Below are 20,267 nucleotides of genomic sequence, written 5' to 3'. Positions count from 1 at the left end.
AACGAATCACTTCGTTTAAAAAGAAATCTTTTTTCTAGCTTTCGGATAGCGAGTTAAATAATGTTAGTGAGCTTCGAGCCAGTTCTTGCCCCACCCGCAATCAGCTTTCAGAGGTACATGCATACGGTATGCGTGTTCCATTTCTTCGATAACAATTTCTTCTACACGTTCTTTTTCTTCAACGGGAACACTGAAGTTCAATTCGTCATGTACTTGCAGGATCATTTTGGCTTGTATTCCTTCCGTTTGGAAACGTTGATAGATACGTGCCATAGCCACCTTGATAATATCTGCCGCACTTCCCTGGATAGGTGCGTTAATGGCATTCCGTTCCGCATATCCGCGTACAACGGCGTTTCGTGAGTTGATGTCCGGCAAGAAGCGTTTCCGGTGGAAAATAGTCTCCACATAGCCTTTTTCTTGTGCAACCCGGATACTTTTATCCATATAAGCCTTCACTCCCGGATAGGTTTCGAAATAGCCGTCGATAAGTTCTTTGGCTTCTTTCCGCTCTACGTTCATCCGTTCGGCGAGGCCGAATACGGATATACCATAGATAATGCCGAAATTGGCAGTTTTGGCTTTGCGACGCATATCAGAGCCTACATCTTGCAAGTCAATCTTATAAATCTTTGCGGCGGTGGCAGCGTGGATGTCATGGTTGCTGAGGAAAGCGTCGATCATGTTCTTATCCTCGCTCAGATGCGCCATGATGCGCAATTCAATCTGTGAGTAGTCCGCAGAGAAGAAAAGGCAGCCTTCATCGGGGATGAATGCTTTGCGGATTTCTTTTCCGTTCTCGTCGCGGATCGGGATATTTTGTAGGTTCGGATTGCTTGAACTAAGACGTCCCGTGGCGGTAACGGTTTGGTTGAAAGAAGTATGTACCCGTCCTGTACGCGGATTGATGAGTTGGGGGAGTGCATCGATGTATGTTCCCAATAACTTTTTCAGTCCCCGGTGTTCTAATATCTTTTCTACCACAGGATGTTTGTGGCGAAGGCTTTCGAGCACCTCTTCCGAAGTGACGTATTGCCCGGTTTTAGTCTTTTTTGCCTTCTCTACAATTCTTAATTTATCAAACAGCACCTCACCGACTTGCTTCGGTGAAGCAATATTGAACGTTTCACCTGCCAGTTCGTAAATTTCCTTTTCGATATTCTCCATTTGTGCCGTAAAGTGAGCGGAAGATTGTTTCAGCGCTTCCGTATCCAGCAGCACACCGTTGCGTTCGATATTAACCAGTACCGGAACAAGCGGCATTTCTATATCATAGAACAGCCGCTCGGCGTCATTCTCCTTTAATTCCTTTTCCAGAACGTTTTTCAGTTTCAGGGTTACGTCCGCATCTTCGCAGGCGTAACGATAAACGTCTTTCGGGGCGAGGTCGCGCATATTTTTCTGGTTCTTCCCTTTCGGACCAATCAGTTCATCAATATGGATTGTCTGATAACGTAGATAGATTTCGGCAAGATAATCCATTCCGTGACGGAGTTCAGGTTGAAGAACATAATGGGCGATCATTGTATCGAACAACGGGCCTTTTACTTGCACTCCATAATTTTGGAGAACGATCATATCATACTTGATATTCTGTCCGACCTTCAATGAGTTTTCATTTTCAAATACCGGGCGGAACTCATTGACGATTTTTAACGCTTCTTCCTGATCGGCGGGGACCGGGACATAAAAAGCTTCATTTTCGGCAATCGAAAAACTCATTCCGACCAATTCGGCGTCCATTGGTTCGGTTCCGGTAGTTTCCGTATCTAGCGAAAGAATTTTTGATGTAAGTAACTTTTGAATAATTTCTTCTCTTTTCTCTTCTGTATCAATAAGTTGGTAGTCGCAATTGAGCGTTTCTAACGTCGCTAGATTTGAATTTTTAGCTTCGCCCGGCTCGTTGCCCGTAAAATTCGCAAATAAATCGCCTTGCACGGCTCCGCCTTCCTCGGGAAAAAGTGGGAGAGGGGCGAGGTTACTTTTTTCTGCTGCCGTTTTGTTTCCGGTTGGAGTTGTTATTCCGTTTCCGGCATTCTCTTTTTTCAGAACGCGATCGATCAGTGTCCGGAATTCCAGTTCCTCGAAAATCTGTCGGAGCGAATCTTCGTCTGCCTGCTCACGAACGAGCGAATCCATATCGAGTTGGATAGGCACGTCGATTTTGATAGTCGCGAGGAATTTTGAGAAAGTAATCATTTCCCGGTTCGTTTCCACTTTTGTTTTCAGTGCTCCCTTGAGTTGGTCGGTATGTTCCAGAAGATTCTCAATGCTTCCGAATTCGGCTATCAGTTTTTGAGCTGTCTTTTCTCCTACTCCGGGGCAGCCGGGGATATTGTCCGAAGAATCTCCCATTAGGCCGAGCATATCGATGACTTGTGCCGGTGACTGAATATCGAATTTGGCTTTCACCTCATCGACACCCATTACTTCAAAACCTCCCGTATGTTTGGGGCGGTACATGAATACCTTGTCGCTTACTAATTGTCCGTAATCTTTGTCCGGGGTCATCATATAAGTAATAATCCCTTGGCGTCCGGCTTCGGTAGCGAGTGTTCCTATCACGTCGTCAGCCTCGTAGCCTGCCACTTCCAGAATAGGGATACGGTAGGCACGGATGATTTCTTTTATAATAGGTACGGAAAGACGGATTGCTTCCGGAGTTTCTTCACGCTGTGCTTTATATTGTTCGAAAGCCTCGTGGCGGAAGGTAGGGCCGGCCGGGTCGAAAGCCACTCCTATATGAGTGGGATTCTCCTTCTTCAATACTTCTTCGAGGGTATTGACAAACCCTAGAATAGCTGAAGTGTTGAATCCTTTTGAGTTGATTCGGGGATTCTTAATAAAGGCATAATAAGCCCGGTATATCAGTGCATAAGCGTCTAAAAGAAATAATTTATTGTCTGACTCCATAGATTTTATTAATTTTTCATGGTAAAAGTACAAAAAAATACCGTATTAAGCGTTTTATTATTACTTTTGTGCTCAAATTGTGCATGAATGGACAGCATCTCTATTATCAGAACACCGATTGAAAGCGAACTTGAGGCTTTCAAAGAACTTTATGATAGTTCTCTTTCCAGTTCGAATACACTGCTTGATAGCGTAGTAGCTCATATACGCCAGCGCAGTGGAAAGATGATGCGTCCTATTCTCGTCTTGTTGGTAGCACGCCTTTATGGCGTCGTGTCTCCTGCCACTCTTCATGCGGCGGTATCTCTGGAACTTCTTCATAATGCCAGTTTGGTGCATGACGACGTAGTGGACGAAAGTACCGAACGCCGTGGGCAACTCTCGGTGAATGCTATCTTTAATAATAAGGTAGCCGTACTGACGGGGGATTATCTTCTGGCAACAAGCCTGGTGCATGCCGAGCTGACGAACAGTCATCAGATTATCCGGCTGGTATCTTCATTGGGGCAGGATCTTGCCGACGGCGAGTTGCTCCAGCTCTCAAATGTAAGTAATCATAGCTTTTCGGAGACAGTTTATTTCGATGTGATTCGTAAGAAAACTGCGGCCCTATTCGCTGCCTGTACGGAGGCGGCGGCTTACTCGGTAGGAGTGAGTGAGGAAGAAGTGAAACTAGCCCGCTTGTTGGGTGAATATATCGGTATCTGTTTTCAGATTAAGGATGATATTTTCGACTATTTCGACAGCAAGGAAATCGGTAAGCCGACAGGGAACGATATGCTTGAAGGCAAACTGACACTCCCTGTCTTGTATGCACTTAATAGAGCGAATGACAATCAGGCTACTGAAATTGCTCTCAAAGTGAAAGAGGGTACGGCTACTCTCGCTGAAATAGCTCGTCTGATCGCATTTACCAAGGAAAACGGTGGTATTGAATATGCTGTCCGGACGATGAACGCATATAAGCAAAAAGCCTTTGGGCTGTTGGCCTCTTTGCCGGATTCTGCTATCTGCGTGGCTCTCCGGTCTTATCTGGATTACGTTGTAGACCGCGAAAAATAGCGGTTATCGATGTTTGTTCAAAAGTAAATAGCACGATAATAAACGGTCCCAATCTTCTATTTTCTCTGATTGCATTGCTCGCCCGAGGAGGAAACTCTTGTCTATTTCTTCCGGCGAACGGAGTATTTTGGAGCATAGTATTCCTGCCTGCTCAATATGTTCCCATGCTTGTCCTTTGGTGATATATCCGATTTCATAAGCCGCACGTGCCAGGTTGACCAATATCCCCATATCCCATGCGTCAATTCCTCTTTCCAAGTCATTTATCCATATAATCGGGTCTCTTCTTTCCTCTGTATATTTTACGAATCTGTATAAATTGTTTCCCTGCCGGACGAAACGTTCCACTCCGAAAAAGCGTTTATGTATGATTGTTTCAAATTCGTTGATATTGTCTGACGAGAGCAGGTAGGGGAGCATGATCTGATAGGGAACCCTGTCTCCTTCATTAGTCAGGAATTGTAATAGTCCGTTGGTTGATTCGGTGTCAACGCAGTGAAATTCTTCAGACAGCAGTCGGGTTAACTTTTGCGGGTGAACTCCTGTTTCTATTGAGTTGAGATAAAAACCTTTTAACGCAGCTTCCATATAGCCAATGCGCAACCCTAGCTTTCTTTTCGTCCCGAGGACTAGATTTAGCGGATTGCGGTTTATTCTTAAGGCTTGAATATGTGCTTCCATTTTTATACTCTTATGATTAAAGTTCACTGAAAAAGCGTGGGGACTGTTGCTATATATTTTCCTGAGGCTTCGGCAAGCCGTTATGAATTATACACAAGCAACAGTCCCACGCTCCGTTCGCTATATAACAACAGTATATACATGAAGGTGCGTGAGACCCGTTTGCTTATTACCATTCATAACTTTGAATTTTGCCGAATTCCAGGAATTTGGTAATAAATGAAACGTTCTCTGGTTCAATTATTTAGCTAGATATCCACAGCCAAATCTGAGACAAAGATAATGATTTTTGCGGATTGCTTGATAACTATCTTTAGTTTTTCTTAAATAAAAAATACCGCATCGGTTCCCGTTTTGCGGAGAGCCGTGCGGTAAGGCATATTTGATTGCTTATGTAGCCTTTCCTAGAAGAATTTTATTTCTTCTCCCTTGATATCAGAGAGTAGGAGATTTGCCAGGCGGCTTGTTCCCAAGCGGAATAACCGGTTGTCCAGCCATTCTTCACCCAATACTTCTTTCACAATAGTGTAATAAATAATTGCGTCATTGACTGTATTGATTCCTCCTGCCGGTTTGAAGCCAATCTTGTTTCCTGTCTTCTGATAGTATTCCTTGATAGCTTCACACATCACATAAGCAGCTTCCGGAGTAGCTGCAGGCTGCTGCTTTCCGGTCGATGTTTTGATGAAATCCGCACCTGAATACATGGATAGGATAGAGGATTTTTTGATGTTGGAAGCGCTCTTTAGTGCACCCGTTTCGAGGATTACCTTGAGGTGGCGTTCCTTGCAGACTTCCTTCAACTCCTGTATTTCCTCACACATTGCTTCGTAGTCGCCACTCAGGAACTTGCCTATGGAGATTACAATATCTATTTCGTCTGCGCCGTCTGCAATGGCCAGTGCAGTTTCCGCTACTTTTACTTCGGTAAATGTTTGAGAAGAAGGGAATCCTCCTGATACACAGGCGATATTCACTCCGTCTACCTCCAGCGTATTCTTGACGATAGCTGCAAAGTTGGGATACACGCAGATCGCAGCTACATTTTTCAAGTCAGGAAATTCATCATCGAACTGGTTTACTTTTTCAGTAAATCGCATAACGCTTTCATCGCTATCCGTACTGTTCAGTGTAGTCAGGTCAATGCACGTGAACAGGAATTTCTTGACTTCTTCTGTGTTGTTCTCCGGCACTTTCTTTTCAATCAGGTCAGCTACGCGAGCCTGAATATCTGCATCGCTCAGATGTGTATTATACTTCGCCAGAGCGGCATCGTACTTGTTGGACAGTGAATTATTCTCCTCCATGATCGTTCAGTTTTGGGTTATTGATATGTCTTTTACTATCTCGTTTCGTTTTCTTTTCCATACTCTTTTGAAGGGCGGCAGTGACGTCTACGCCTGTCTGGTTGGCGATGCATAGGAGCACCCACAGAACGTCTGCTATTTCTTCTTCGATATTGTCTTTCTCACCTTCCTTGAAGGATTGGTCACCGTATTTGCGGGCCATGACGCGGGCCAGTTCCCCGACTTCTTCCGTCAGTACTGCCATATTGGTCAATTCGCTGAAATAGCGGACGCCGTATGTCTTTACCCATTGGTCTACCTGTTTTTGAGCTTCTTCCAGGGTCATAGTTCTTTTATTATAAGTTGTTTACGTTATTCTTTGTTTTTCGTATCCATGCATATAGTAACAGGTCCGTCGTTCAAAAGTTCAACTTTCATGTCTGCACCGAAGGTACCCGTACCGATTTCTTTGCCCAATGCGGCAGTCAAATCTTTGCAGAACTTCTCATAGAGTGGGACCGATATTTCCGGCTTTGCAGCTTTGATATAAGAAGGACGGTTCCCTTTTTTGGTGGAAGCATGTAAAGTGAACTGGCTGATAACCAGAATTTCTCCTCCGTCTTCCAGTATGGATTTGTTCATTACGCCATTCTCATCGTCGAAAATGCGCAGATTTACTATCTTCTTGCAGAGCCAGTCAATGTCTTCCTGCCCATCGGCTTCCTCAATGCCAACTAATATCAGCATTCCTTTTCCGATAGCTGATTTGCAGTGTCCCTCAATGGTCACTGATGCATGGCTTACCCGTTGTATAACTATTCGCATTGCTATTTATTCTATTTCGTGATTATGAAAGGCAAATTTACGAATTTCGAAAGAGAAAACGATGTATTGGGAGGAAAATATTATCGAAGAAGAACGTGTTGCTGCCTCTTGAAACCTTCTAATTTTAGCCTCTGTTATTCATTATTCAATCCTTCCTTCACCGTCTTGGCCTTCGCTTCCCCAATAATAGCGCTGATGTCCTCTAGCGACGCCTCTTTTATCCGCTTTACACTCTTAAATTCTTTCAAAAGAGCTGTTTTAGTCTTTTCCCCGATGCCTTTGATGCTATCCAATGCAGATGCAACCTGTCTTTTGCTACGTTTGTCGCGATGAAAACTAATCGCAAAGCGGTGTACTTCATCCTGTATTTGTGTCAGCAACCGGAACAGGGGAGTGTGTTGTTTGATCCCGATAGTTTGCGGAGGAAACCCGAATAGCAATTCAGACGTGCGGTGGCGATTGTCTTTAGCCAATCCGGCAATAGGGATATTCAACCCTAGTTCGTTCTCAATGACCTCTCTGACGACCTCCATTTGCCCTTTCCCACCGTCGGTAATGATCAGGTCGGGCAACGGCGAACTTTCTTCAATTGCGCGCTGATAACGCCTTTTTACGACTTCTTTCATCGAAGCATAATCATCAGGCCCCACTACTGTCTTTATATTGTATTTCCGGTAATCTTTCTTCGAAGGTTTGGCCTTTTTGAATACCACGCAAGCTGCCACTGCGTCCGATCCCTGTATGTTCGAGTTATCAAAACATTCAATCTGCAAGGGCGGTCTCTCCAAGTGCAGTTCTTGCTGTATTTCTTTCATCAGGCGCATACTTCTCTGTTCAGGATTCAGTTTCTCCGCCTGTTTCATGCGGTCGGCCTTGTATTGCTTCACGTTCAGGATAGAAAGATCCAGCAATTTCTTTTTATCACCCCGTTGGGGAACGGTGAAAACGACATTATTTAATTCCAGGTCAAGTTCGAAGGGGACGATAATCTCCCGTGACCGGCTTTTATAACGTTCCCTCATTTCGATAATGCCGAGCGTCAGCAATTCCTCCTTGGATTCATTCAACTTCTTTTTATATTCGAAAGTAAATGCCTGGTTGATTGCTCCGTTTGTGATATGCAGATAATTGATAAATGCGGAATTGCTGTCATCCTCCTCGATCGAAAAGACATCTATATTATGCAGTACGGCACTTACCACTTCTGATTTGGAACGGTAGTTCTCTATCAAAAGATATTTCTCTTTAATCTTCTGTGCTTCCTCAAATTTCATTTCACCGGCCAAAGTCTGCATCTTCTCCAATAGCATACGGCTAATTTCCTGCGTATTCCCTTTTAGAATCTCTTTGATTTCATCGATGTTTTTTAGATATTCTTCTTGTGACTGAAGCCCGATGCAGGGTCCTGCACAGTTCTTTATATGATATTCGAGGCATACATTGAACTTCCCGGCCCGTATGTTCTCCGGAGTGAGGTTTAAAGAACAGGTACGTAACGGATATAAATGCTTTATCAAGTCCAGCACTGCATACATCGAGGGGATATGGCTGTACGGACCATAATAAGATGAGCCGTTTCTGATAATCTTCCGGGTTCTGAATATCCTGGGAAAATATTCGTTCTGTACACAGATCGAAGGGTAAGTCTTGTCATCCTTTAATAAGACGTTATAACGCGGCTTATATTTCTTGATCAGATTATTTTCCAATAGCAGTGCATCTTCCTCTGTGTTCACCACGATATACCGTATATCAGCTATCTTGCTTACCAATACCCGTGTCTTTCCCGGCTCGTGTTCTTTGCTGAAATAAGAGTATACCCTTTTCTTCAGGTTTTTAGCCTTTCCAACGTATATAATCGTTCCTTCCGCATTCAGGTACTGGTAGATTCCCGGCTTTTCAGGAAGGTTTGCCACGATTCCTTTCAAGTATTCATTGGTTTTGTTTTCCGCTTCTGTATTCATAATCTTTAGGAATGAAATAGCTAAAATGAAAAAGGGCGTAGTATCACTACGCCCTGCAAATATAAACAAATCCTTTATAAAGTCAATACGGATTCTACTTCTACATCATCTCCGAATACTGATTTTCCGTTGAGGTCTTTCAGTTCGATGATAAAGTTGATATATACTTTCTTCGGTTTCAATTTCTTCACCAGTTCACAGGCTGCTTTCATTGTTCCGCCCGTTGCCAGTAAGTCGTCATGCAGCAGCACTACATCGTTTTCATCCAATGCGTCTTTGTGAATCTGCACTGTGTCTTTTCCGTATTCTTTGTCATAGCTTTCTTCAATAGTTTCTGCGGGAAGTTTTCCGGGTTTACGGATAGGGATGAAGCCAGCATTGAGTCGGGTAGCCAGAATCGGTCCCATGATGAATCCTCTTGATTCTATACCTACAACTTTGGTGATACCTTTATCCTTATACATCTCGTACATAACGTCCGATAATTCTTGCAAGCACCACGGATCTTTGAACAATGTGGTTACATCGTAAAACAGGATTCCCGGAATCGGAAAGTCGGGAATTTCCCGGATACTTTTAATTAGCGTTTCTTTGCTCATAATCATTGATTTATCTCGTTTCTTTAAATGCTTTGTTTCACGTGAAACGTTGCCGCTTACCGGCCCGAAAGTACCAGCAACACGTTGATGTCGCTTGGCGATACTCCCGGAATCCGGCTCGCTTGGGCAATGGTTTCCGGATCTATTTTAGTCAGCTTTTGGCGAGCTTCGGTGGATAGGGACTGGATAGAAGAATAGTCAAACTTGCCTTTTATCTTTATACTTTCCAGGCGTGCCAACTTTTCTGCTATCATTCGCTCTCTGTCAATATAACCTTGATATTTGATTAAGATTTCGGCAGCTTCCAAAATTTCTTCTTTACGGTCTTGGTTGGCACTTGTTGCTTTTTCCAGTTCCCGTTGAAATGCCGGAACGTGTTCGGCTATGTTCTCTATCGTCACCTGCGGACGGTTCAATATCTCAATTAATTTGCAACCTTGACGTAGGGGAGTTGTTCCTATCTTTTCGAGGGCATCATTAATTAGTGCCGGTTTCATCGAATAGTTTCGTGCGAAAGAAATAATCTGTTCCACAGCTTCCTTCTTGCTTTTCATCAACCGATAACGGTCTTCCTTGGCTAATCCGAGTTTGTATGCCCGTTCGGTAAGTCTCATGTCTGCATCGTCCATACGGAGCAGAATCCTGTATTCTGCGCGTGAAGTAAACATCCGGTAAGGCTCGTCAACTCCCTTGGTAACTAAATCGTCGATTAATACGCCGATATATGCTTCATCGCGTGCCAACGTAAATTCTTCTCCACCATGGCAATTAATGTGTGCATTGATTCCGGCTATTGCTCCTTGTCCTCCGGCCTCTTCGTAGCCGGTGGTTCCGTTTACTTGTCCGGCAAAGAACAAGTTTTTAATAACTTTCGATTCCAGCGTATGTTTTAATTGTGTTGGATCGAAGTAGTCATATTCAATTGCATATCCCGGACGATAAATAACCAAGTCTTTGAAAGCGGGAATCTTTTTCAAGGCAGCAATCTGTATATCCATTGGAAGCGAAGAAGAGAATCCGTTGAGGTATAATTCCTGTGTCGTTTCTCCTTCCGGTTCGAGGAAAAGCTGATGCTGGTCTTTGTCGGGGAAAGTCACAATCTTGGTCTCTATGCTGGGGCAATAGCGCGGGCCGATACTTTGAATTTGTCCGTTGAAAAGGGGAGAGTCCGGCAATCCATCACGTAAAATCCGATGTACTTCTTCATTTGTATAGCATGTCCAGCATTGGAGTTGTTTCAAATGACGTGTACTTGTATTCATGAAAGAGAACTTGTGGAAGTCACATTCTCCGTCTTGCGTTTCCATTTGGTCGAAGTGCACGCTGCGTGCGTCGATACGTACCGGAGTTCCGGTCTTCATTCTTCCGTAAGTAATCCCATGGCGGGCGATAGATTCGGTCAGTTGATAGGAAGCCGGTTCGGCCATTCTTCCACCCGGCAGTTGGTGGCGTCCTACGTGCATCAGTCCGTTGAGGAAAGTTCCCGCAGTCAGTACGATGCACTTTGCTTTGAAAGTAACTCCCCAGACGGTGACGAGTCCTGTCACCTCTCCGTTTTCAACGAGAAGTTCGCATACGGTATCTTGCCAAATATGAAGGTTGGGGGTGTTTTCCAGTCTCTCGCGCCATGACCAGATAAACTTGGCGCGGTCGCATTGGGCACGAGGACTCCACATGGCGGGACCTTTTGAACGGTTTAAGATTCGGAACTGAATAGCTGTTTCATCTGTCACCAATCCCATTTGTCCACCCAGTGCATCTATCTCACGTACTATTTGTCCTTTGGCGATTCCTCCTACGGCCGGGTTGCAACTCATCTGTCCAATCTTGTTCATGTCCATTGTGATGAGACAAGTCTTGGAACCTAAATTTGCTGCTGCGGCTGCTGCTTCACAGCCTGCATGTCCGGCACCGATTACGATAACGTCGTACTTAAAATCCATTCCTATCTTATTTATTATCAAACGCTGCAAAGTTACGGAAAAGTTGCGAGACTTGTATCTTTCAGTTGTTTTTGCTTCCGAAAATTCGGGGGAGTGTCCGGAATGGTTCGAAAAATCGCCGTAATTTTGGAGTTTAAATATACAGAATGTCTACAATCTTATCTCTTATTTATTGCTTTGTACTTGCTTTTTGGAACGGAATGCTGGAATTTTGCATCTTTAATCTTTTATTTGCTGTCTTTTTGTAAGTAGAAAAATGGGCGGTTTCTCTGATGAAATAGAAGTGAAAAGAGAAGATCTGTCCGTGATTCCATGCATTTGAATAATGAATGTCCTTATTACACCTAATCGTTCCTTGTTTTCTTGATATAAATCAAAAAAATAGGGGAAAATATGTTTTTTAGCATACTAACTATTGTTGTTTTCTAAAACAGCTATACCTTTGCAGCGTAGTTGTGAAACTACTAAGATTTTAGGTATTAGAACAAGGTAATATTAAAGGATATTAGTTTATAAAATTAAGGTATTGGATTTTAAGATTAGTTTTTAGGAAAAAGGTTGTTTTGATTAGGTATTAGTAAAAAGTAGTTTTCAGGAAACGAGTAAATGAATGATGAAAAAGAAGAATCCCATTTATGGGGATTCTTTAATGGTGGAGCGGAATAATTCGCTCTTTTTTTGTACCCCTATATCGCTGTATGCTATAAGCATGGAGTTGTTCCTATTGGGACATTTAAGTTTCTGCAAGGGAAACAGTAGTTTCTCCGGCTTGAAACTTTAGTTCCAACGGTGCGAAACTAGAGTTTCTAAGCCTTGAAACTTTGGTTTCCATTACTTGAAACTATTTGTTTCTCGGCGTGAAACACCTGCTGCCAAGGTATAATCTGTTGGCCCTGTCTAAGGGATATATTTTTAGTAGGTGGATACCGGTTGGTTTTATATATTAATTTGTTTGAAAATGGTTGGTGATAGGTGATAGGTTGGGTGATAGGTTAAGAAACAACCTATCACCGTCGGAAAGTACGATGAATAAACGGTTTGCTTGATGCCGGTGATAGGTGATAGATGATATTGTGTTTTTTATATAGAGAAAGAACGTTTTTATTTTCTATTTTGTAGGCTACTTAAAGTCTGTGTTTTTGAAAAAAACAATATATTTGCATTCGTAAATATCGATATAGTAAGTGGTTATAGCGATTTCTACGAATTCTGTATTCTTTTTTGATGAGTAGAGTGACAATATGAGTGATAGAATTGACACCATAGTAGCAGGAGTTAACCGGAAGGATGAAAAGACGTGGGGCGATTTCTACGATCGTTTTTATGCTGCTCTATGTGTTTATGTTTCCAAGATATTGCCAATTCCCGATGCAGTTGAAGATTTGGTACAGGAAGTCTTTATTTCCGTATGGGAGGGTAAGCGTACCTTCTCTGATATTAAAGAGCTTACCAATTATCTTTATCGTGCCTGTTATAATAATACCTTATTATATATACGCAATAATCAGATTCATGACAGTATTCTAAGTTCCCTTGCTGAAGAATGTCGGCAAGACGAGGATATGATTTATGCATTGACAGTGAAAGAAGAGATCATCCGTCAGTTGTATTTCCATATTGAAGAACTTCCGCCTGAGCAACGCCGGATCATTCTGTTGAGAATCGAAGGGTATACTTGGGAAGAAATAGCGGAACGTCTGGAAATAAGTATCAATACCGTTAAAACTCAAAAGAGCCGTAGCTATAAATTTCTTCGTGAAAAGCTGGGAGACTCTATTCATTCTATAATTCTCTGTTTATTTTTCTAAAAAGAAATAAAGTCAATTTGATACTTCTTTGTCTTTTTATTGATTGATTAAGATTTGTTTTCTTTGTTAAATGTGACCGTATTTCTTCATTTTGATAGCATAATGCTATATCTTTCTCTTTAAAATCCCTCGTTGGATATTCCTTCTCCAAAAAAAGATCATCTTTTTGTCACCCTTTTCTATGAGTTATGTATAGTTATAATAAAGCAAGGATGAAATTGCAATTTAATTAAAAAATAGATAATAAGATGAATAAGTTCGAAAATATATATCAAGATGCTGCTTTAATGAGAAAGTTTCTTTTGGGAGAAGCGAATGAAGCAGAACGGAAAGAGCTTGAAAAACGATTGGCGGAATGCCCGGACTTAAAGAAAGTGTATGAGCAGTTGCAGAATGGTGAAACATTGAAGGCTGCGTTTGGAGAATATAAAGATTATTCATCAAAGAAAGCTTATCAATCTTTCCTTCAGAAAATCGGACGAATGGAGAAGAAGGAACGTAAGCCTTCTATTTCCCGGGTTTGGTGGTATGCTGCTGTGGCTGTCATAGTTCTGGCTGTCGGCCTTTCATTCTATATGTCGAATTTCTATTCGGCAGTAGAGGAGAAGAGAGTTCTTATTCAGCCGGGTACACAACAGGCGCAGTTAACGTTACCTGACGGTAGCATTATTGATGTGGATAAAAAAGAAGTGAATGTGGTAGTAGATGGCGTTCAAGTAAAATATAAGAAAGGAGTACTGTCTTATCAACCAACCGTTACAACACAACATGAGGAAGAAAGTACCGAAGAAAAACCGGTTAAATCCAATGAGTTGGTTATACCGCGTGGGGGTGAAAATACCGTAATCCTGGCGGATGGAACTACTGTTCATTTGAATGCCGGTTCCAAACTAACTTATCCGGTACGTTTTGCAGGTAAGCGGAGAGTTGTGGCATTGGAAGGCGAGGCCTATTTTGATGTCGTAAAAGACGAAACACGGCCGTTCATCGTGCAGACTCATCTTGGAGAGGTAACTGTGCTTGGTACTGCCTTCAATATCAATGCTTATACCGATGCGTCTGTTTATACAACGTTGGTACACGGAAAAGTACAGTTCTCTTCATCAAGCATCGGAACTATTATTCTTTCGCCGGGGGAGCAGGCTGTGGTTTCTGCCAACGGTTCGGAAAAACGTATGGTAGATCTGGATGAATATGTCGGTTGGGTAGACGGGAGGTATGTCTTTAATAACCGCCCTTTAGGAGAGATAATGCAGACATTCGAACGTTGGTACGACATACAGGTTTATTATGAGACTCCCCATTTGCGTGACATTACTTATAGTGGTAGTTTGAAACGCTATGGAACAATAAATTCATTCCTGGATGCACTGGAACTGACAGGAGATCTGACTTATAAAATCAGTGGAAGGAACATATTGATATATGATAAGGTAGAAGAATTGGAATAATATAGAATAGTTAGAATATTAGGTACACAAAAGTTTAATCATTAATTTATGAGAGAAAAACGATGGCTGCTATGTTTTCTAGTGGCAATGTGCTGCACGTTTAGTGCATGGGCTTTACCGTCACAAGACAAGACGGTAACTTTGAAACTGCACAATGTCTCTATCGAGACTGTTTTGGATGCAGTGAAGAAACAAACAGGTGTGAATATGTTGTATAATTCACAAATGTTTAAAGGAGTGCCTCCAGTGTCGATTGATGCGAAAAATGAGAAATGGGAGATCGCACTTAAGTTGATTCTTAATCCTCAGGGATTTGATTATGTGGTGAAGGACGGCATTGTGGTGATTCGCAAAATGCAGGCGGAAAAACGGGAAAACCGTATCCGCGGTATGGTTGTTGATTCGAATAGAGAACCGATTCCCGGAGCCAGTATTATTGTGAAAGGTACTCGTACAGGTACTTCAACAAACATTGAAGGTGAGTTTACGCTGGATGTGAAAAATGACAAAGTGACTTTGGAGGTCTCTTTTATCGGAATGAAAAAACAAACACTTCAGGTGGATGCTACCCGTAAGAAGATGCTTGAAATAACTATGGTGGACGATGTGAAAACATTGGAGGATGTAGTCGTTACGGGATACAGTAATGTTCGTAAATCCAGCTTTACGGGTAGTTCTACGCAAATAACAGGTGATGAATTGCGCAAGGTGTCACAGACGAATATTTTAGGTGCAATTCAATCATTTGACCCTTCTTTCCGTTTAGTAGATAATACTCAGTTTGGTTCTGACCCAAATACTGTTCCTGAAATGTATATCCGCGGGCGTTCAGGGTTTGGAATTAAAGACTTGGATAAAGATCTATCTCGTTCAAATCTCGAAAACAACCCAAATCTTCCAACTTTTATTATGGATGGCTTTGAAGTAAGCATTGAAAAAATATATGACTTGGACCCTACACGTATTGAGAGTTTAACGATATTGAAAGATGCTGCTGCGACTGCAATGTATGGATCTCGTGCTGCAAATGGAGTAGTTGTTATCACTACAGTAGCTCCTAAAGCAGGTGAAGTTCGTGTCTCTTATAATTTTACAGGAACCTTGGAAATGCCGGATTTGCATGATTATAACTTGGCAAATGCCGCAGAAAAATTGGAAATAGAACGTTTAGCCGGATTGTTCGAAAATGGTACAGGTAGTAATATAAATACAGGATCCGGATTAAATGCTTATTATAGAAAGTATGCTTTAATTCAGAAAGGGGTAGATACGGATTGGATGTCATTGCCTTTACAGAATTCATTTAATCATAAACATAGTATTTATTTAGAAGGTGGTACACCTAATTTGCGTTATGGTGTAGATGGTTCTTTTAATTTGTCGGATGGGGTGATGAAAGGAACAGAACGTAATCGATATAGTGCAGGTTTTTCTTTAGATTATAGAATGAAAAACTTTCAAATAAAAAATTACGTATCTTTCACTCATACTAAATCAAAGGCGTCTCCATATGGTTCCTTTAGTGATTATACAAGTTTACAACCCTATGATTCTCCTTATGACGATAATGGTAAGTTAGTACAAGGGCTGAAATTTTCTAAACCTTCAAACCGTGACATAAATAATCCATTGTATGAAGCTACTTTAGGTAATTATGATTGGAATGCCTATGATGAATTAATTGATAATTTGAGTTTTAACTGGTACATAGATAATTATTGGACTGTTAAAGGACAATTTAGTGTAACAAAGCAATACTCAAAAGCAGAGAAATTCATAGATCCGTTGTCTAGTAAAACAAGCGTGTATGGGACAGATGATAAGAATCTTTCCGGTGACCTATATACTACAAAGGGAGAAAGCATTAATTGGAATGCTAATGCATTCCTTTATTATACCCGTACATTTAAAGAAAAACATAATCTGAATGTATCTTTAGGTTGGGAGGCTTCTTCCAGTACAACAGAAAATACGAACGCGCATTATCGTGGTTTTCCTTCAGGAGAATTCCATTCATTAAATTATGCGGCAGAGATTTATAAAAAGCCGACTCGTTCCGAAAATACAACTCGTATGGTTAGTGCGATTGCCTCTTCCAACTATACTTATAATGATATTTATTTAGCTGACCTTTCTGTACGTTTTGATGGTTCTTCCGAATTCGGAACTAATCAAAAATGGGCACCTTTCTTTTCTGGAGGTTTAGGGGTGAATATTCATAACTATGATTTTTTAAAGACTAATCCATATATCAATAAATTGAAGGTTCGAGGCTCTTATGGACGTACGGGTAAGGTCAATTTTGCTCCTTATGCAGCTTCTACTGTTTATGAAGCATTATTTGATGAATGGTATAAAACAGGATATGGAGCAGTTTTGAAAGCATTGGGAAACAAGGATTTGACTTGGGAGAAAACAGATAAGTTCAATATTGGTATCGAAACTCAAACATTGAATAAACGTTTGACTATAGATTTTGAGTACTACTATGATAAAACTATTGATCTTGTAAATGATGTTACGCTTTCTCATACTTCCGGTTTTTCGACTTATAAAGATAATATGGGTGAAGTAGTAAACAAGGGAGTGGAAGTAGAAGTACGTGCGGATATATATCGTGATAGAAACTGGAATGTCTCTTTATGGGGAAATATGGCACACAATAAGAATGAGATTCTAAAAATATCGGATTCTCAGAAGGCCTATAATCAAAGAGTTGCAGAGTTTTATAAGAAAGAAGCTTTTAACCAAGAATTGACAGGTTCTTCATTGGATGATGCAAATTATTCTGTTCCTATTCCGCAGTATGCAGAAGGAGCGTCGTTAACTTCAATTTGGGCTGTACGTTCTCTAGGGATTGACCCTACAACAGGTAAGGAAATCTTTTTGAATAGAGATGGCACTGTTGCTGATAAATGGGATGCTACACAAGAAGTTGTAGTAGGAAATACAGAACCGAAATGTAATGGTGCATTTGGTGTGAATATGTCATATAAAAATTGGACATTGTTTGCTTCTTTCTTGTATGAATGGGGTGGACAGGAGTACAACCAAACTCTGGTAGATAATGTGGAAAATGCAGATTTGGCAAATAGGAATGTTGACCTGCGTGTCTTAACTGATAGATGGCAGAAACCTGGCGATATTGCTCAATTCAAAGATATTAAGGATAGAAGTCTTACAACGTTGCCAACTTCTCGATTTGTACAAGATAAAGCAGTCGTTCGCCTGAATAGTTTGACACTCAGTTATGATTTCGATCGTGAGTGGCTGAAGAAGCATCTTCATATGAATTTGCTTCGTTTAGAAGCATCTACAAGCGACTTATTGAACTGGACATCTATCAAGCAAGAACGTGGCTTGAGTTATCCGAGATCTTGGAAAGTAGAGTTCTCTGTGAAAGCACAATTTTAAAAGGAAATAGAGATGAAAAGAATATATAATACATTATTTATAGTTGGCTTTATAAGCTTATTTATGTCCTCCTGTAACGATTGGTTGGATGTGCGGCCATCGGACGAGATAAAAGAAGAATATTTGTTTGAAACAGGAAATGGTTACCGTACTGCTCTAAATGGTATTTACCGGAAACTGGCAACGTTCGATTTGTATGGCAGCAATTTAAGTTGGGGACTGATTGACGGCTGGGGGTTAGTCTATAATTTAGATAAGGCTCCTGATGATGGTGGTGGAAGAGCAATGAAAAAAATAGCAACTTTTTCATTTAAACATTCGGAATTGACTCCGACTACAGATGCAATGTGGGACGCAGCGTGGAATATTATTGCTAATTGTAATAATTTAGCTCAGCAAGTTGAAAATGAAGATACTCTGTTGTTTTATGATCGGACTCATGAACGAGATATGATATTTGCTGAAGCGATTGCATTACGAGCATATATGCATTTTGATTTATTGCGAATTTATGCTCCTTCTTTGCTCATGAATCCTGGTGAGCGTACTTTTATTCCTTATGTTGACAAATATCCGTCGTATTTGAGTGATAGACAGACTGTCAGTTACTGTTTGCAACATATAATTGATGATTTGAAGAAAGCTCAATCCATTTTGCTGTCAGTAGATAAATCTGCAAGTTTCAGTATGGAGAGTCGTTTTATTCAGAGTTATAATGGTGAGTCACGCTTTTTAGGCTATAGAGGTTATAGGATGAATTATTATGCTGTTACTGCAGAGCTAGCGCGTGTCTATTTGTATGCCCAAAAGGCTGATGAGGCTTATGCAGAAGCTAAAAAAGTAATCGATGTGGTGGAGTCAAAGAAATGGTTTGCTGCTTCTACCAGTTCTTCTGGTTTTAACAAAGGAAATATGAAGATGATGGAGGATATTATTTTTTCTTTGTATTCGACAGATTTGACTGATTGGGATCAAAAAATAAATCATTTATCAGATAATCCGGCAGATGAATATAATGAACATTATTTATGTTTAGGCGATGAATTGGTGAATGAGTTTTTTGGTTCGGAGAAATCATCAGACTGGCGTCTGATATATCAGTTGGAAGGTAAATACTATGATTATTATTATCGCACCTTAAAGTATAATAAACAAAAAGAAGGAACTACATATAGCAAGGTAAATGATGAGATGATACCAATGATCCGTATGTCTGAGGTATATTATATTGCTGCTGAGGCAATTTATAAAACAGATCCTGCCTTAGCTCAAAAATACCTTTCATCAGTAAAAAAAGGAAGGGGTATTAAAAATGTTGATTATTCCCAAGTGACATCTGAGGAAGAATTTATCAATATGATTGTTAGTGATGCCCGTCGTGAGTTTGTAGGTGAAGGTCAAACCTTTTTTATGTATAAACGTCTAAAAAAGAACCTGTTGGGGATGGAAGGGTATAGTTGGAAAGAAGTGGAAGCTAAAGAGGAAAATATGGTATTACCTCTGCCTGATTCAGAAAGTAATATTTAAGATAATGAAAAATGGAAATGATATGAAAAGAAAATTTCTTTATACAATAATTACTATTTGTCTGATATGCTCGTTTTTTTCTTGCGAACAGAATGACTTATTGACAAATGCGAATGATGTCTCTTATGTCATCTTTGATAAAGATATGACAACTGATACCACAGCTGTATCTTTCAAGTTTTATGATGAAGGAGAAGATGCTAAAATAGCATTAGGCGTCAAGGTATATGGTAAATTGCAGGAGAATGATTTGACATTCTCATTAGGATTTGATCCGGTTCGTACTACTTTACCTGAATCTCAATTTGAATTGCCTGAAAAATGCGTAATCAAAGCCGGTGAATTGAAAGGTGAGATTATTATTACTCTAAAAAACTATGACATATTAAAAGAAAATACCAAGTTGCTGGCTTTAAAAGTTAATGAAGAAGGTGAAGTACGTGAAGGAACCGCTAAATTTACTAGAGCTATAATCTCTGTGACTGATAGAATCTTTAAGCCTGTTTGGTGGTCTGTCGGTAATATAGGCAATGTAGATGACCGATTTAATATTGCCGAAGAATATTATTTGGGAGTATATTCAGAGACGAAATATTTAATGTTTCTAGATGAATTGAAGAAAGATGATGTTGTTTTCGATGGTAAGGATATGAATATCCTACGTAAATATTCTCTACGTTTAAAGAATACCTTGAAGAATATTAATGGAGATAAGCCGAAAGATAAGTGGCTGCGTGACGAGAACGGAGTGATAATAGAAGTTCCTATTGCTGGATAAAAGAAAGGAAATAATT

Annotated in this window: 15 protein-coding genes; 7 read left to right on the top strand and 8 right to left on the bottom strand. The window is 40.7% G+C overall.

What is annotated here, in order from left to right:
- Positions 1 to 63: 63 nt before the first annotated feature.
- Positions 64 to 2,913, bottom strand: coding sequence for a DNA polymerase I (gene polA, locus BHV72_RS07680; RefSeq protein WP_286855546.1), 2,850 nt, complete (start codon positions 2,911 to 2,913; stop codon positions 64 to 66).
- A gap of 87 nt (positions 2,914 to 3,000) precedes the next feature.
- Between polA and BHV72_RS07675 the strand changes: the two genes are divergently transcribed.
- Positions 3,001 to 3,975, top strand: coding sequence for a polyprenyl synthetase family protein (locus tag BHV72_RS07675; RefSeq protein WP_122264052.1), 975 nt, complete (start codon positions 3,001 to 3,003; stop codon positions 3,973 to 3,975).
- 3 nt (positions 3,976 to 3,978) lie between these two features.
- Here the strand turns inward: BHV72_RS07675 and BHV72_RS07670 are convergent, their stop codons facing one another.
- From BHV72_RS07670 to mnmG, 7 genes are all read right to left on the bottom strand, one after another.
- Positions 3,979 to 4,656, bottom strand: coding sequence for a DUF1266 domain-containing protein (locus BHV72_RS07670; protein ID WP_122264051.1), 678 nt, complete (start codon positions 4,654 to 4,656; stop codon positions 3,979 to 3,981).
- 404 nt (positions 4,657 to 5,060) lie between these two features.
- Positions 5,061 to 5,963: a deoxyribose-phosphate aldolase gene (gene deoC, locus BHV72_RS07665; protein WP_286855545.1), complete on the bottom strand. Its 903-nt coding sequence runs from the start codon at positions 5,961 to 5,963 to the stop codon at positions 5,061 to 5,063.
- Entirely contained in the window at positions 5,950 to 6,288 is a 339-nt protein-coding gene (locus tag BHV72_RS07660) for a nucleotide pyrophosphohydrolase (protein WP_005676884.1), read from the bottom strand. The genes deoC and BHV72_RS07660 overlap by 14 nt, the downstream gene beginning before the upstream one ends.
- Positions 6,289 to 6,314: 26 nt before the next feature.
- Positions 6,315 to 6,767: a D-aminoacyl-tRNA deacylase gene (gene dtd, locus BHV72_RS07655; RefSeq protein WP_005676885.1), complete on the bottom strand. Its 453-nt coding sequence runs from the start codon at positions 6,765 to 6,767 to the stop codon at positions 6,315 to 6,317.
- A 134-nt stretch (positions 6,768 to 6,901) separates the two neighbouring features.
- Positions 6,902 to 8,731 (bottom strand): excinuclease ABC subunit UvrC, encoded by a 1,830-nt coding sequence (gene uvrC / locus BHV72_RS07650; RefSeq protein ID WP_286855544.1) that lies wholly within the window; start codon positions 8,729 to 8,731, stop codon positions 6,902 to 6,904.
- A gap of 74 nt (positions 8,732 to 8,805) precedes the next feature.
- Positions 8,806 to 9,336 carry an adenine phosphoribosyltransferase gene (locus BHV72_RS07645; protein WP_005676887.1) on the bottom strand — a complete coding sequence of 177 codons (531 nt, stop codon included), beginning with the start codon at positions 9,334 to 9,336 and terminating at the stop codon, positions 8,806 to 8,808.
- 50 nt (positions 9,337 to 9,386) lie between these two features.
- On the bottom strand, positions 9,387 to 11,273 hold the full coding sequence (gene mnmG / locus BHV72_RS07640) for a tRNA uridine-5-carboxymethylaminomethyl(34) synthesis enzyme MnmG (RefSeq protein ID WP_022043180.1): 1,887 nt from the start codon (positions 11,271 to 11,273) through the stop codon (positions 9,387 to 9,389).
- Between the two features lie 610 nt (positions 11,274 to 11,883).
- Here mnmG and BHV72_RS07635 point away from each other — a divergent pair.
- From BHV72_RS07635 to BHV72_RS07610, 6 genes are all read left to right on the top strand, one after another.
- Positions 11,884 to 12,054: a hypothetical protein gene (locus tag BHV72_RS07635; RefSeq protein ID WP_153880953.1), complete on the top strand. Its 171-nt coding sequence runs from the start codon at positions 11,884 to 11,886 to the stop codon at positions 12,052 to 12,054.
- A 460-nt stretch (positions 12,055 to 12,514) separates the two neighbouring features.
- Entirely contained in the window at positions 12,515 to 13,081 is a 567-nt protein-coding gene (locus tag BHV72_RS07630; protein ID WP_005676890.1) for an RNA polymerase sigma-70 factor, read from the top strand.
- A 248-nt stretch (positions 13,082 to 13,329) separates the two neighbouring features.
- Complete coding sequence (locus tag BHV72_RS07625; protein WP_055169854.1) at positions 13,330 to 14,532, top strand: FecR domain-containing protein; 1,203 nt, start codon at positions 13,330 to 13,332, stop codon at positions 14,530 to 14,532.
- A 48-nt stretch (positions 14,533 to 14,580) separates the two neighbouring features.
- A complete protein-coding gene (locus BHV72_RS07620) occupies positions 14,581 to 17,946 on the top strand; it encodes a SusC/RagA family TonB-linked outer membrane protein (protein ID WP_286855541.1) in 3,366 nt (1,121 codons plus the stop codon).
- Positions 17,947 to 17,958: 12 nt separating this feature from the next.
- The gene (locus tag BHV72_RS07615; RefSeq protein ID WP_055169860.1) at positions 17,959 to 19,473 is read left to right on the top strand and encodes a RagB/SusD family nutrient uptake outer membrane protein; all 1,515 of its coding nucleotides are present in this window, start codon (positions 17,959 to 17,961) and stop codon (positions 19,471 to 19,473) included.
- A 22-nt stretch (positions 19,474 to 19,495) separates the two neighbouring features.
- Positions 19,496 to 20,251 (top strand): DUF4843 domain-containing protein, encoded by a 756-nt coding sequence (locus BHV72_RS07610; protein ID WP_055169863.1) that lies wholly within the window; start codon positions 19,496 to 19,498, stop codon positions 20,249 to 20,251.
- Positions 20,252 to 20,267: the final 16 nt, after the last annotated feature.

It is taken from the genome of Bacteroides sp. 43_46, from assembly GCF_001915455.1.
GTDB lineage: Bacteria > Bacteroidota > Bacteroidia > Bacteroidales > Bacteroidaceae > Bacteroides > Bacteroides caccae.
Note: the sequence above shows the minus strand (reverse complement) of the source record. Positions and strands in the feature narration are given on the sequence as shown.

Excerpts from the sequence above, each read along its gene's own strand:
- polA (WP_286855546.1), bottom strand. The coding sequence starts at position 2,913 with ATGGAGTCAGACAATAAATTATTTCTTTTAGACGCTTATGCACTGATA.
- BHV72_RS07675 (WP_122264052.1), top strand. The coding sequence starts at position 3,001 with ATGGACAGCATCTCTATTATCAGAACACCGATTGAAAGCGAACTTGAG.
- BHV72_RS07670 (WP_122264051.1), bottom strand. The coding sequence starts at position 4,656 with ATGGAAGCACATATTCAAGCCTTAAGAATAAACCGCAATCCGCTAAAT.
- deoC (WP_286855545.1), bottom strand. The coding sequence starts at position 5,963 with ATGGAGGAGAATAATTCACTGTCCAACAAGTACGATGCCGCTCTGGCG.
- BHV72_RS07660 (WP_005676884.1), bottom strand. The coding sequence starts at position 6,288 with ATGACCCTGGAAGAAGCTCAAAAACAGGTAGACCAATGGGTAAAGACA.
- dtd (WP_005676885.1), bottom strand. The coding sequence starts at position 6,767 with ATGCGAATAGTTATACAACGGGTAAGCCATGCATCAGTGACCATTGAG.
- uvrC (WP_286855544.1), bottom strand. The coding sequence starts at position 8,731 with ATGAATACAGAAGCGGAAAACAAAACCAATGAATACTTGAAAGGAATC.
- BHV72_RS07645 (WP_005676887.1), bottom strand. The coding sequence starts at position 9,336 with ATGATTATGAGCAAAGAAACGCTAATTAAAAGTATCCGGGAAATTCCC.
- mnmG (WP_022043180.1), bottom strand. The coding sequence starts at position 11,273 with ATGGATTTTAAGTACGACGTTATCGTAATCGGTGCCGGACATGCAGGC.
- BHV72_RS07635 (WP_153880953.1), top strand. The coding sequence starts at position 11,884 with ATGATGAAAAAGAAGAATCCCATTTATGGGGATTCTTTAATGGTGGAG.
- BHV72_RS07630 (WP_005676890.1), top strand. The coding sequence starts at position 12,515 with ATGAGTGATAGAATTGACACCATAGTAGCAGGAGTTAACCGGAAGGAT.
- BHV72_RS07625 (WP_055169854.1), top strand. The coding sequence starts at position 13,330 with ATGAATAAGTTCGAAAATATATATCAAGATGCTGCTTTAATGAGAAAG.
- BHV72_RS07620 (WP_286855541.1), top strand. The coding sequence starts at position 14,581 with ATGAGAGAAAAACGATGGCTGCTATGTTTTCTAGTGGCAATGTGCTGC.
- BHV72_RS07615 (WP_055169860.1), top strand. The coding sequence starts at position 17,959 with ATGAAAAGAATATATAATACATTATTTATAGTTGGCTTTATAAGCTTA.
- BHV72_RS07610 (WP_055169863.1), top strand. The coding sequence starts at position 19,496 with ATGAAAAGAAAATTTCTTTATACAATAATTACTATTTGTCTGATATGC.